The organism is Jiangella ureilytica, assembly GCF_004348545.1.
Taxonomy (GTDB): domain Bacteria; phylum Actinomycetota; class Actinomycetes; order Jiangellales; family Jiangellaceae; genus Jiangella; species Jiangella ureilytica.
Genome location: NZ_SMKL01000114.1, coordinates 1 through 12,416, shown reverse-complemented (window position 1 = coordinate 12,416; position 12,416 = coordinate 1). Strand labels below are relative to the sequence as shown.

The window sequence follows — 12,416 nt, the reverse complement described above, 5'->3', positions numbered from 1 at the left end:
GGGCCGTGGCCGGGTGGCAACGCGGCCAGCGCGGCCTCGTACTCGTCGGTGAGACGGCGGACGGTGTCCATGTTCTGGTGGTCGCGCTGCGGGCTGGTCGGCAGCTTCTCGAGCCGCCGCTCGATGGCGCGCAGGTAGCGCAGCAGGTCGGGCAGCCGGTTGCGGCCGGTCGCGGTGACGAAGCCGGGCGCCATCAGGCGGGCATGATGGTCGCGCGCGTCGACAAGCGACGCCGTCAGGGCCAGGCTGGTCGTGCTCTTCAGCGCCGACGTCACCCGATGCGACACCTCGAGCACCTTCTCGACGTCGGCGACCACCTCGAACACGGTCTCGATGAGGTCGGTCCGGACCCGCTCGCGCAGCGCCGCGAATCCCGCCTCGTCCCAGGCCGGTCCGCCGGCCTCGGCGACCAGCCAGTCGACCGAGGCCGCCGCGACGTCGTCGAGCAGGGCGGCGACCGACCCGTCCGGGTTCTGGCTGAGCACCAGCTTCGACCGGTTCGCGAGATGGCGCTGCACGAACGCCGTCGGCGACGGGACGGCGAGCAGCAGCAGCCGCCGGTTGCCCGTCCACATGGCCCGGGCCTGGTCGGATTCGGTCGGCAGCACCCGCAGCGCCACGCTGGCGCCCTCGTCGACCAGGGCCGGGTAGCCGGTGACGACGTGCCCGGAGCGGCGCTGCTCGAAGGTGCGCGGCACCTCGCCGCCCGGCCACGCCGTGAGGCCGGTGCGCTCGATGCTGCTGGCGGCGGCCGCCATGGTCTTGCGCAGCTCCGTGCGCAGCATGACCTTGAGCTCGTCGAGGTCCTTGCCCTCGGCGGCGAGCCTGCCCTTCTCGTCGAGGACGCGGAACGTCATGCGCAGGTGGTCGGGCACCTTGCTCAGGTCGAAGTCGCCGGGCCGCACCGGCACCGCCCGCAGCCGGTGCAGCACGCGGGCGAGCGCATCGATGAACGGCTGTCCCGACGGCGACGGCGGCAGCTGCCCCAGCGCCTCGCGCGAGGTGTCGGGCGCCGGCACGAACGAGCGACGCAGCTGCTTCGGCAGCGCCTTGATCAGCGCGGTCACCAGCTCCGGCCGCAGCCCTGGGACCTGCCAGTCGAAGCCGTCGGGCTCGACCTGGTTCAGCACCTCGATCGGGACGTGCACCGTGACGCCGTCGGCGCTGGATCCCGGCTCGAACTGGTAGGTCAGCGGAAGGTCGAGGTCGCCGTCGGGCCAGCTGTCGGGGTAGTCGGCCTGCGTGACGGCGCCGGCGGCGTCGGTGGTGAGCAGGTCGGTGCTGAAGGTCAGCAGGTCGGGGCGCTCGTGCCGGGCCTTCTTCCACCAGCTGTCGAAGTGCCGGCCCGAGACGACGTCGGCGGGGATGCGCTGGTCGTAGAACGCGAACAGCGTCTCGTCGTCGACGACGATGTCGCGGCGGCGGGCGCGGTGCTCCAGCTCCTCGACGTCTTCGAGCAGCTCGCGGTTCTCGTGGAAGAACCGGTGATGCGTCGTCCAGTCGCCCTCGACCAGCGCATGCCGGATGAACAGCTCGCGGCTCAGCTCCGGGTCGACGCGGGAGTACTGCACCTTGCGCCGGGGCACGATGACGACGCCGTAGAGCATGACCTTCTCGTAGCCGACGACGGCGCCGGCCTTGCGCTCCCAGTGCGGCTCGCTGTAGGTCCGCTTCACCAGGTGCTCGGCCAGCGGCTCGGCCCACGCGGGGTCGATGCGGGCGTTGACCCGGGCCCACAGCCGCGACGTCTCGACCAGCTCGGCCGACATCACCCAGCGCGGCGGCTTCTTGAACAGCCCCGAGCCGGGGAAGACGGCGAACTTCGCGCCGCGGGCGCCCTGGTACTCGTTGGCCGACTCCTCCTTGACCCCGATGTGCGAGAGGAGGCCGGAGAGCAGGGCCTTGTGGACGTTGTCCTCGGATGCGCGGGCATCATTCACGATGACCCCGAGCGGCTTGACCAGCTGGCGCAGCTGCGACTCGAGGTCCTGCCACTCGCGGATGCGCAGGTAGTTGAGGTGCTCGGTGCGGCACAACCGGCGGAACGCGCTGGACGACAGCTCGTCCTGCTTCTCTTTGATGTAGCGCCACAGGTTGAGGTACGCCAGGAAGTCCGACGTCGGGTCGGTGAAGCGGGCGTGGAACGCGTCGGCGACGTCGCGCTTCTCCGCCGGGCGCTCGCGCGGATCCTGGATGGTCAGCCCGGCCGCGATGACCAGCACTTCGCGCACACAGCCGTTGCGGCCGGCCTCGAGGATCATCCGGGCCAGTCGCGGGTCGATGGGCAGCTGCGACAACGACCGTCCGGTGGTGGTCAGGCGGTCCTTCGGCTCCGTGGCCGACGGGTCGAGGGCGCCCAGCTCGACCAGCAGGTTGACGCCGTCGGCGATGCTGCGCCGGTCGGGCGGGTCGAGGAAGGGGAAGGCCGCGACGTCGCCCAGTCCGAGCGCCGTCATCTGCAGGATGACCGAGGCGAGGTTGGTGCGCAGGATCTCAGGCTCGGTGAACGCCGGCCGCGCCTCGAAGTCCTCCTCGGAGTACAGCCGGATGCAGATGCCGTCGGAGAGCCGGCCGCACCGGCCGGTGCGCTGCCGCGCCGAGGCCTGCGACACCGGCTCGATGGGCAGCCGCTGCACCTTCGTGCGGTTGCTGTAGCGCGAGATGCGCGCGGTGCCGGGGTCGACGACGTAGCGGATGCCCGGCACCGTCAGCGACGTCTCGGCGACGTTCGTGGCCAGCACGATGCGCCGGCCGGTGTGCGGCTGGAACACCCGGTGCTGCTCGGCGGCGGAGAGCCGCGCGTACAACGGCAGCACCTCGAGCGTGCCCTGCGGCGCCGACGCGTAGCGCTTGCGCAGCGCGTCGGCGGTGTCGCGGATCTCGCGCTCGCCGGAGAGGAACACCAGCACGTCGCCGGGCGCCTCGAGGGCCAACTCGTCGCAGGCCTCGACGATGGCCTGGATCTGGTCGCGCGGCTCGCCCGTGGCGTTCGCGTCGCCGTCGTCGTCGGGGTCGAGCGGGCGGTATCGGACCTCGACCGGGTACGTCCGGCCCGACACCTCGATGATGGGGGCGTGGTCGAAGTGCCGGGCGAACCGCTCCGGGTCGATGGTCGCCGAGGTGATGATCACCTTGAGGTCGGGCCGCTGCGGCAGCAGCTGCTTCAGGTAGCCGAGGATGAAGTCGATGTTGAGGCTGCGCTCGTGCGCCTCGTCGATGATCAGCGTGTCGTAGCGGCGCAGCAGCCGGTCCTGCCCGATCTCGGCCAGCAGGATGCCGTCGGTCATCAGCTTGACCAGGGTGTCGTCGCCGGCCTTCGCGGTGAACCGGACCTGGTAGCCGACGGCGCGGCCCAGCTCGGTCTTCAGCTCCTCGGCCACTCGCTCGGCGACGGTGCGCGCGGCGAGCCGGCGCGGCTGCGTGTGCCCGATGGTGCCGCGGACGCCCCGGCCCAGCTCGAGGCAGATCTTCGGCAGCTGCGTCGTCTTCCCGGACCCTGTCTCACCGGCGACGATGACGACCTGGTGGTCGCGGATGGCGGCGGCGATGTCGTCGCGGCGCTGGCTGATCGGCAGGTCCCGCGGGTAGCGGACGGCGGGGACGGTGGCCTTGCGACGCTCGACCCGGCGCTCGGCCGCCGCGATCTCGTCGGCGATCTCGGTGAGCGCCGTGGCCCGCGCGTCCTCGGCGCGGATCTTGCGTACGCCGTCGAGCCGACGGGCGAGCCGCCGCTCGTCGCGCAGCATCAGCTCGGGCAGCCGGGCGCGCAGGTCGGCCAGGGAATCGGCACGGGAGGAGGTGGGCATACGTCATCAAGCCTACGGTGCCGGCGACGCGCGGCTCATCCCGTTTATCCGTGACCTGGGCGACGGGCCCTAGGTCAGCCCTGGGCTCGCCGCGCCGCGGCGGACCGGTGCCCGGCCCGCGGGCTGTTGCGGCTCCGGGTCGGGCTGCCGCGACGGCGGAATGCCGACGGTGACCGGCGCACTGGTGCGCACGATGATCGGCGCGCCGTGGTGCAGCAGCTCGAGCTGGGAGCCGTCGTCGTGGTCGCCCTCGCGCAGGTAGTAGGTGACCTCGTCCGGGCGCACGCTCACCCGGAGCCGCAGCCCGTGCCACAGCAGCGAGAAGTCGAGCCGGGCGATGCGGCTCGGCAGCCGCGGCGCGAACGAGAGGACGCCGTCGTGGTCGCGCATGCCGCCGAACCCGGCGACGAGGCTCAGCCAGGACCCGGCGAGCGAGGCCAGGTGGACGCCGTCGCTGGTGTTCGAGTGGCTGTCGTGCAGGTCCGTCATCGCCGCCTCGCCCAGGTAGTCGTGGGCGAGCTCCAGATGCCCGGTCTCGGCGGCCATGACCGACTGGGTGCACGACGACAGCGACGAGTCGCGCACCGTGCGCGCCTCGTAGTAGTGGAAGTTGCGGGCCTTCTGCTCGGGCGTGAAGGCGTCGCCGCGCCAGTGCATGGCCAGCACAAGGTCGGCCTGCTTGCAGACCTGGCGGCGGTAGAGGTCGAAGTAGGGGTGGGTCAGCAGCAGCGGATACTGCTCCGGGTCGGTCGCGTCGAAGTCCCACTCCTGGAACCGGGTGAAGCCTTCGGACTGCTGGTGCACGCCGAGCTCGTCGTCGTACGGGACGCTCATCGTGGTCGCGGCGTCGCGCCACGAGGCCGACTCCTCCTCGTCGACCTCCAGGGCGGCGGCGACGTCGGGATGACGGGCGACGGCCTCGGCCGCGCCGAGGAGGTTCCGCTGCGCCATGAGGTTCGTGTAGATGTTGTCGTGCGCCACCGCAGAGTACTCGTCCGGGCCCGTCACGCCGTCGATGTGGAACGCGCCATGGCGGTCGTGGTGGCCGAGCGAGCGCCACAGCCGGGCCGTCTCGACCAGCAGCTCGACGCCCACCTCGCGCTCGAAGGCCTCGTCGCGCGTGGCCCGGATGTAGCGCAGCGTCGCGTCGGCGATGTCGGCGCCGATGTGGAAGGCGGCGGTGCCGGCCGGCCAGTAGCCCGACGTCTCGTGCCCGCGGATGGTCCGCCACGGGAACGCGGCGCCCCTCAGGCCCAGCGTGCGGGCGCGGTCGCGGGCCAGGTCGAGCGTGGCGTGGCGCCACCGGAGCACCTGCGCCGCCGCCTGCGGCTGGGTGTAGATCAGCACCGGGAGCACGAACATCTCGGTGTCCCAGAACACGTGGCCGTCGTACCCGGGCCCGGTCAGGCCCTTCGCCGGGATGGGCCGCATCTCGTTGCGCGCGCCGGCCTGCAGGACGTGGAAGAGCCCGAACCGGACCGCCTGCTGGACCTCGGGGTCGCCGTCGACGCGGACGTCGGCGGCGTCCCAGAAGGCGTCGAGGTACTCGCGCTGGCCGCGGCACAGGTCGTCCCAGCCGGTGAGCCGCGCGGAGGCCAGCGCCGCGCCCACCTGGTCGCGCAGCGCGGGCAGCGACCGCCTGCTGGAGAAGCCGTAGGCCAGCAGCTTCACCACGCGCAGCCGCTCGCCCGGCTTCAGGACGCAGGCGATGGTGGTGCGGGCCCAGTCGGGGAACGCCTCGGTGCTGACGACCGTCCGCTCGGGGCCCTCGACGACATGCGTCATCGCGGCCGCCATGCGCAGCCCGCTGGTCCTCGTCCGGTGGATGAGCAGCCCGCCCGCGCCGTTGGCGAGGTGCTGCTCGGGCTCGAGGGGCTCCTCGAGGACGGCCGCGACGCGCGGGTCCTTCTTCGTGACCGGGAGCTCCTCGTTGGCGACCAGCCCGGACTGGATGACGACCCGGGTCTCGTCGCCGAGCGGCTCCACCTCGTAGCAGATCGCGGCGACCGCCCGCTGGGTGAACGACACCAGCCGGGTCGAGCGCACCCGCACCGCCTGGCCCGCTGGGGACACCCATTCGACCCTGCGGTCCAGCGTGCCCTCGCGCAGGTCGAGCACGCGCTCGTGCGACCGGACCTCGCCGTAGCGGACGTCGAACGGCTCGTCGTCGACCAGCAGCCGGATCAGCTTGCCGTTGGTGACATTGACGATCGTCTGGCCCTGCTCCGGGTAGCCGTAGCCGGCCTCGGCGTACGGCAGCGGCCGCAGCTCGTAGAAGGAGTTGAGATAGCTGCCGGGCAGACCGTGCGGCTCGCCCTCGTCGAGGTTGGCGCGCAGGCCGATGTGGCCGTTGGACAGCGCCAGCACCGACTCCGACTGCGCCAGCAGGTCGAGGTCGAGGGCCGCCTCGCGGATGCGCCACGGTTCGCACGGGTAGGCGCTCTCGCGGATCACCGGCCGGCCTCCGCCAGCAGGTCGCCGAGGTCGGCGACGACGACGTCGGCGCCGTGCTCGCGCAGCGCCTCGGCCTGGCCGACGCGGTCGACGCCGACGACGTGGCCGAACGCGCCGGCCCGGCCCGCTTCGACGCCGGCGAGCGCGTCCTCGAACACCGCGGCCTCGCGGGCGGCGACCCCCAGCCGCTCGGCCGCGGCCAGGAACGTGTCCGGGTGCGGCTTGCCGCGCAGCCCTTCGCTCCGAGCCGTGATGCCGTCGACCCGGGCCTCGAGCAGGTCCTCGATGCCGGCGGCGACCAGGACCTCGCGGCAGTTCGCGCTGGCCGAGACCACGGCCCGGCGCAGTCCGGCCTCGGCGGCGGCGTGCAGGTAGGCGACCGAGCCCGGATAGGGCCGCACGCCGGACCTGCGCAGCCGCTGCAGCAGCACTGCGTTCTTGCGGTTGCCCAGGCCGTTCACGGTGTCGGCGGTGACGGGATCGTCATGCGCGCCGTCGGGGAGCGTGATGCCGCGCGACTCGAGGAAGGAGCGGACACCGTCGGCGCGCGCCTTGCCGTCGACGTAGACGTGGTACTCGCGCTCGGCGTCGAACGGCACGAAGGGCGCACCCGTCCGCTCCGCCTGGCCGGCCAGGAACGCGTCGAACATCGCCTTCCAGGCGGCGCGGTGCACGTCGGCCGTCGGCGTGAGCACGCCGTCCAGGTCGAACAGGCACGCCTTGATGTGTTCGGGCAGGCCCACCATTGAACGACTGTAGGTCATGGCAAGGCAGTCCGGGCGAACTCGGCGGCATCGGCCGTGCTGGTCGTCAGGCCTCCTGGCCCTCGGACGCGACCTCGGTGTCGAGCGGCAGCTCGGCGACCACCTCGGGATCGGCGCCGGGCCGGTTGCGCCAGCGGACGATGAGCTCCGAGACGTGGCCGTGCATGGGCTGGATGAGCAGGTAGTCCTGGGCGTGGCCGGCGCTGAACTCGCGCATGTGGGTCTCGCCCTCGGTGACGGTCAGGTCCTTGGTGTCGACCCGCACGTCATAAGCGGCGGTGGCGCCCTCGTTGTGGAGGACGTAACGATGCTGGCTGAGGCGCTCGAGCCGGAACCGCGGCGCCTGGCGCACCCGCCGACGCCGGCCGTACCGCGAAGGCCGCTCGGCGCCGATGCCCGCCTGCCGCGCGGACACGAGGATCAGCGCCGCGACCACCAGCGCCGCCACCACGAGGAGGACCACGACAACCGTCACAAATAGACTCTAGTGCGGCACGGCCGTCCGTGCGAGAGGCTGGTTCAGCGGAACAGGCCGGCGTTCGCTTTCGCCCAGTCGGCGAACGACGTGGCCGGCCGCCCGAGCACGTCGGCGACGCCGGTGGTGGGCTGCTGCGGATGCTCGACCTGCTGGCTCTCGCCGTCGACGTACCACTCGGCGTACTCGCCCATCGACGCACTGAGCTCGGCGATCGCGTCCTCGCGGCTCAGCTCGACATAGGGCAGGTCGCGGCCGAGCGCCCAGCCGATGCGCTCCACCTTCTCGGCGCGGGTCAGCGTCTCGGGGCCGGTCAGCGTGTGGGTGCGGCCGACGTGGCCGTCGCGGGTGAGCGCGACGGCGGCGACGGCGGCCACGTCGTCCATCGCGATGGCGGCGTTGGCCGACTTCGCGTAGCCGTCGCGCACCTGGCCGGTGGTACGGATCTGGTCGGCCCAGATGGTGGCGTTCTCCATGAACTCGCCCGGCCAGAGGTGCGTCCACTCGAGGCCGGACGCCTCGACGTCGTCGACGATCGAGCCCCACCAGCTCTCCCGCTCGCCGGACAGGCTGACGACGTGCCGGACGCCGGCCCGCTTCGCCCGGGCGAGCACCTCGGCCGCCGTGTCGCTGTAGGACGTGAGGTACATGCGGTCGACGCCGCCGAACGCGCCGTCGACGGTGTCCGGCTCGCCGACCCAGCCGGTGGCGACCTCGACGCCGCCGGGCAGAGCGGCCCTGGCGGGGTCGCGGACGAGGGCGCGCACGTCGGTGGCGCCGAGAGCGATCAGGTGGTCGAGGACGAGGCGGCCGACGCTGCCGGTGGCGCCGGTGACGAGGATGGTCATGGTGCCAGCGTACACCGTACGCGTACGGCGTACGCACATCACCCTGGAGGTTGATCGTGGAGTTCTTCGGACATTGCCGGGCGGTTCGTCCGATCGATTCCCCACTCCGTCCAAGATCAACTTCTGACACGGGCAGGCCCTAGAATCTAGCGTTGTGATATTGGATTCACAGCAGCGTCGCCCGTGGTGAGGCGGCGGCTCGGCCCGGCCGCCTCGGGCTGGCTGGGCCGGGTGCTGCTGTACGTCCTGCTCACCCAGCTCGCGATCTTCCTCATCCGGCCGGTGCTGACCTACCGCGCGCTGGACCTCGGCGCCGGCGATCGCGAGGTCGGCCTGCTCGTCGTCGCGTTCGCGCTGGTGCCGGCCGCCATCGCGATCCCGCTCGGCCGGCTCTCCGACCGCCGGCGACCGGCGATCGTCGTGCAGGGCGGCGCCGTCCTGCTGGTCGTCGGCAGCCTCCTGCTGTACCTGGCGTCGAACCTGACCGGGCTGGCGCTGGCGACCGTCGTGCTGGGCAGCGGCGCGGTGGCCGGCTTGGTCGGCGCGCAGGCCGTGATCGCGCGGCTCGCCCCGGACGCCGGCCTCGACCGCGACTTCGGCCTGCTCACCGCGGCGGCGTCGGTGGGGCAGATGATCGGTCCGCCGCTGGCCGGTCTGCTGCTCTCCGCCGACGCCGACCGGAGCACGACCACGGGGCGGGCGTTCCTCGTCGGCGGTGCGCTGCTCTGCGTGGCGCTGCTCGTGTGCTGGCGGCTCGGCGACGGGGCAGGGCGGACGGCGGCGGCTACGGCTCCGGACGGGAAAGCGACAGCCGCGGCGCCGGGGGCGCTCGGGATCCTGCGGCTGCCCGGCGTGCGCGGCGGCATCGTCGCCAGCCTGACGCTGCTCACCGCCGTCGACCTGTTGATCGCCTACCTGCCCGTCATCGGCGAGGAGCGCGGCATCAGCCCGGGCGTCGTCGGCCTGCTGCTCAGCGTGCGGGCGGCCGCGTCGGTGCTGTCGCGGCTGCTGATCCCGCCGATGCTCCGGCGCTGGGGCCGGACCCGGTTGCTCTGGGCCAGCACGCTCGGCACCGGAGTGCTGCTGGGCCTGCTGCCGCTGGCCGCGCCGATCTGGCTGCTCGCACTGCTGCTCGCGGTGGCCGGCTTCCTGCTCGGCATCGGCCAGCCGCTCACGATGTCGCTGGTGGTGCAGGCGGTCCCGGCGGCGTCGCGGGGCGCGGCGCTGTCGATCCGGATCATGGGCAATCGGCTCGGGCAGGTCGTGCTGCCGGCCGGCATCGCCGTCGCGACCGGCGTGTTCGGCGCCGCGTCGGCGTTCGTGCTGGTGGGCGGCCTGCTGGTGATGTCGGCGGTGGGCGTGCCCCGTCAGGCCGGTGGCACGGGCGGCACCGGCGGCTGAGCGAGCCGGAAGTAGACGCCGTCGGACACCAGGATCGACCCGAGCCCGACGGCGATGGCGCCGGCCAGGTCGAGCGGCCCCGGCACCTCCCACAGCGCGTCGAGCGCGGTGAACCCGGCGACGCCCGCGACTGCGGCGGACGGGACGATCAGCGCGAGCGTCCAGAAGTAGGAGCCGGTGAGCCGTCGCTGGACGGGCGAGCCGTCGCGCAGCCCGGGGACGTCGGCGTCGCGGAACGGGATCACCTCACGCTCCGGACCGCTGAGCAGCGTGTCGAGGATCCGGTTCATCGCCGGTACCGCTCCAGCTGCACGCGGCGCAGGCGCGCGATCGTCATGATGAACAGCAGCCCGAGGAGCCAGACGAGGGCGAGCACGCCGACGACTCGCGCGGCGGCCGATCCCAGCGGCCCGGACCTCAGCTCCGCCGAGCTGTAACGGTCGACGAAGAAGCCGGCCGCGCCGACCAGGGTGAGGAAGAAGCTGGTCACGACGTTGCGCACGTTGTCGACGTGGTTGCAGAACTCCGACGACCGCTCGTACTCGGCGATCATCAGCTGGCCCGCGACGTCGTTCCTGGTGCTCGAAGGCGCCTGCATGGACGGTCACTCTGGCGGTTGCGCGGACGGCGCGCAACGCCTCGAGCGTGCCGACGCCGTGGTCGCGGGCGTGGGCTCGACGGGATCCGCACGCGCTTCACTGCGCTTGCGGCCGCGATCGCTGCGTCCGCTTGACGATCATGGGGTTGGTTGTGTCCGCCCTCCCTGCCACGATGATCGTCGTGACCCCGACACGCGCCCGTCGGCCGTCCCCGGCTCAGCTCGACCGCGCCACATCGGCCACGCTGAGCGCACTGAAGGATCCGGCCGCTGTCGAGAACCTCCGCCTCTTCTACGATCGCGACTCCAACTACGCCGGCCGCAGCTTCCTCGCCGTCGGGCCGGTGGAGTACGACACCATCACCGCCGCCGACCTCTACGCCACGTCGCTGCTCGGCATCAGCGTCGGGCCGCGGGCCGGGCGGCAGCTGCTGCAGGGCGGCCCGCACCGCAACGACGTCATCAAGGCGCTGCGCTCCGTGCCGGTCGAGACCGACCTCGCCGACGCCGACGACGCCGTCCTCGACGCCGCCGAGCATCTTCACCTGCAGCTGAAGAACGCCCTCGGCGGCAACAAGTGGGTGGCCGCCTCGAAGCTGTGCGCCCGCAAGCGGCCGCGCCTCTTCCCGGTGCGCGACTCGCTGGTCACCCGGGGCCTCCTCGGGGTCGGCCAGGACCGGCGCATCGACTGGCTCGTCTACCAGCACCTCATGACCGACGACGAGGTCCAGGGCCTGCTCCGCGACGTCACCCGCGAATCCGCCGTCCGCGAGTCCGACCTCCACGACCCGCCCCTGCGCATCCTCGACGTCGTCCTCTGGATGCACGTCAAGACGGCCGGGTGACACCTGCTGGTCCGGAAACGGTGCGGGAGGGGGGAGTTGAACCCCCACGTCCGAAGACACCAGAGCCTAAATCTGGCGCGTCTACCTGGTTCCGCCACTCCCGCGCACCCGTCATCGTAGGGCACCGCACCCGGGCATGGCTGGCCAGCACCTCGGCATACCCGAGCGTCGCTACCGAGTGGCGATCCGCCCGGTTCGTGGAGCGACCAGGCGTGCCAAGGTGGCCGCCACCACCCACAGCGTCACGGGAGCGACCAGGTCATGCCGATCGGCTGCATGGGCTGCCCCACCACAGTCGCCGACCCGTCGGTGTCGACGGAGAGGATGAAGGTCGCGTTCTGGGAGATCTCCGCCTGCGAGATCTGCGAACCGCCGGGAATGGTGCCGAGGCCGGCGGCCTCGATGACCACGGAGTAGCCGGGGTTCACCGTCACCGACTGGGTGCAGCTGATGGACGCCAGGGCGACCGCGCCGTACTCGGTCTGCAGCCAGTGGACGTCGTCGGGGCTCTCGACGGCGCAGCTGCGCGAGGAGGTGCCGAACTCGGGCGGGGCGGTGTCGAGCTGCAGGCCGTGGTCGGGGAGGCGGGTGAGGCCGTCGGCGAAGGAGAGGTCGATGTTCTCGGGCTCCTCACCGGTCTCGCCGTACTGCCGCAGCGCTTCCAGCACCTCGTCGCCGCGGCGGGCGGCGGCGTCGTCGGCGACGACGGCGGCACCGTCGTCTGTGAGCGGGGCGGTGACGGAGGTTCCCTCGGCGGGGTGGACGGCGAGGCCGGCCAGCCAGGGGGAGGCCGCGTTCTCGCGGGTGAGCAGGAACCACGACGGCGCGCCGCCGCCGGACGGGGCCTGGGTGGTCACGACCGCCCACATCGGGTAGGCGTCGACCTGGGGGGAGAGCACGATCGACGGGGTGACGGCGGCCGGGGGCGACTCGGGCGCGACGCCGGTGGCGAGCTGCTCCTCGACGGCGAACTGGGAGGTCGCAAGAAGGGCGCCGGTCTCGACGTCGCCGAGCTGGGCGGTGTCGAGGGCGGTGCGGGCCGTGCCGACGATGTCGTTGTACTGCGCGAAGAATCCCTCGGCCCGCTCGAACGTGATCGCGGGGATGAGGGCCGCGCGCGCGGCCTGGTCGATCTGCGCCGGCACCTGCGCACACGCCGTGACCAGACCGATCAGGCCGAGCGCGACGGCGATGCGCGCGGTCGGCTTCGGCGGCGGCTCCGGGG

General features: G+C 72.6%; 10 protein-coding genes and 1 tRNA gene. 2 read left to right on the top strand and 9 right to left on the bottom strand.

All coding sequences use genetic code 11. From position 1 onward, the window contains the following. The 5 genes from hrpA to E1212_RS27940 all read right to left on the bottom strand — a co-directional run. Window positions 1-3,806: ATP-dependent RNA helicase HrpA (gene hrpA, locus E1212_RS27960; RefSeq protein WP_131988643.1), on the bottom strand; the 3,806-nt coding region annotated here is incomplete at its 3' end. Window positions 3,807-3,875: 69 nt separating this feature from the next. Next, window positions 3,876-6,260, bottom strand: coding sequence for a glycoside hydrolase family 65 protein (locus E1212_RS27955; protein ID WP_131988641.1), 2,385 nt, complete (start codon window positions 6,258-6,260; stop codon window positions 3,876-3,878). Continuing rightward, window positions 6,257-7,006 carry an HAD family hydrolase gene (locus E1212_RS27950; protein ID WP_131988639.1) on the bottom strand — a complete coding sequence of 250 codons (750 nt, stop codon included), beginning with the start codon at window positions 7,004-7,006 and terminating at the stop codon, window positions 6,257-6,259. Before E1212_RS27950 ends, E1212_RS27955 begins: the two co-directional genes overlap by 4 nt. Before the next feature lie 64 nt (window positions 7,007-7,070). After that, window positions 7,071-7,499 carry a hypothetical protein gene (locus E1212_RS27945; protein ID WP_131988637.1) on the bottom strand — a complete coding sequence of 143 codons (429 nt, stop codon included), beginning with the start codon at window positions 7,497-7,499 and terminating at the stop codon, window positions 7,071-7,073. A gap of 44 nt (window positions 7,500-7,543) precedes the next feature. Continuing rightward, the gene (locus E1212_RS27940; protein WP_131988635.1) at window positions 7,544-8,347 is read right to left on the bottom strand and encodes an NAD(P)H-binding protein; all 804 of its coding nucleotides are present in this window, start codon (window positions 8,345-8,347) and stop codon (window positions 7,544-7,546) included. A gap of 186 nt (window positions 8,348-8,533) precedes the next feature. Between E1212_RS27940 and E1212_RS27935 the strand changes: the two genes are divergently transcribed. Continuing rightward, window positions 8,534-9,748: an MFS transporter gene (locus tag E1212_RS27935; protein WP_162605659.1), complete on the top strand. Its 1,215-nt coding sequence runs from the start codon at window positions 8,534-8,536 to the stop codon at window positions 9,746-9,748. On the opposite strand, the gene E1212_RS27930 is transcribed toward E1212_RS27935, so the two are convergent. Beyond that, a complete protein-coding gene (locus tag E1212_RS27930) occupies window positions 9,715-10,038 on the bottom strand; it encodes a hypothetical protein (protein ID WP_131988631.1) in 324 nt (107 codons plus the stop codon). The two genes, E1212_RS27935 and E1212_RS27930, sit on opposite strands and share 34 nt — an antisense overlap. After that, complete coding sequence (locus tag E1212_RS27925; protein WP_131988629.1) at window positions 10,035-10,346, bottom strand: hypothetical protein; 312 nt, start codon at window positions 10,344-10,346, stop codon at window positions 10,035-10,037. Before E1212_RS27925 ends, E1212_RS27930 begins: the two co-directional genes overlap by 4 nt. 182 nt (window positions 10,347-10,528) lie before the next feature. On the opposite strand from E1212_RS27925, the gene E1212_RS27920 reads away from it, so the two are divergent. Then, window positions 10,529-11,191 (top strand): DUF6308 family protein, encoded by a 663-nt coding sequence (locus E1212_RS27920; RefSeq protein WP_131988627.1) that lies wholly within the window; start codon window positions 10,529-10,531, stop codon window positions 11,189-11,191. Window positions 11,192-11,212: 21 nt separating this feature from the next. Here the strand turns inward: E1212_RS27920 and E1212_RS27915 are convergent. After that, a tRNA-Leu gene (locus tag E1212_RS27915) sits at window positions 11,213-11,295 on the bottom strand. 138 nt (window positions 11,296-11,433) lie between these two features. Next, window positions 11,434-12,416, bottom strand: a 983-nt coding sequence (locus tag E1212_RS29755; RefSeq protein ID WP_162605658.1) for a DUF8094 domain-containing protein, incomplete at its 5' end; no start/stop codon positions are given.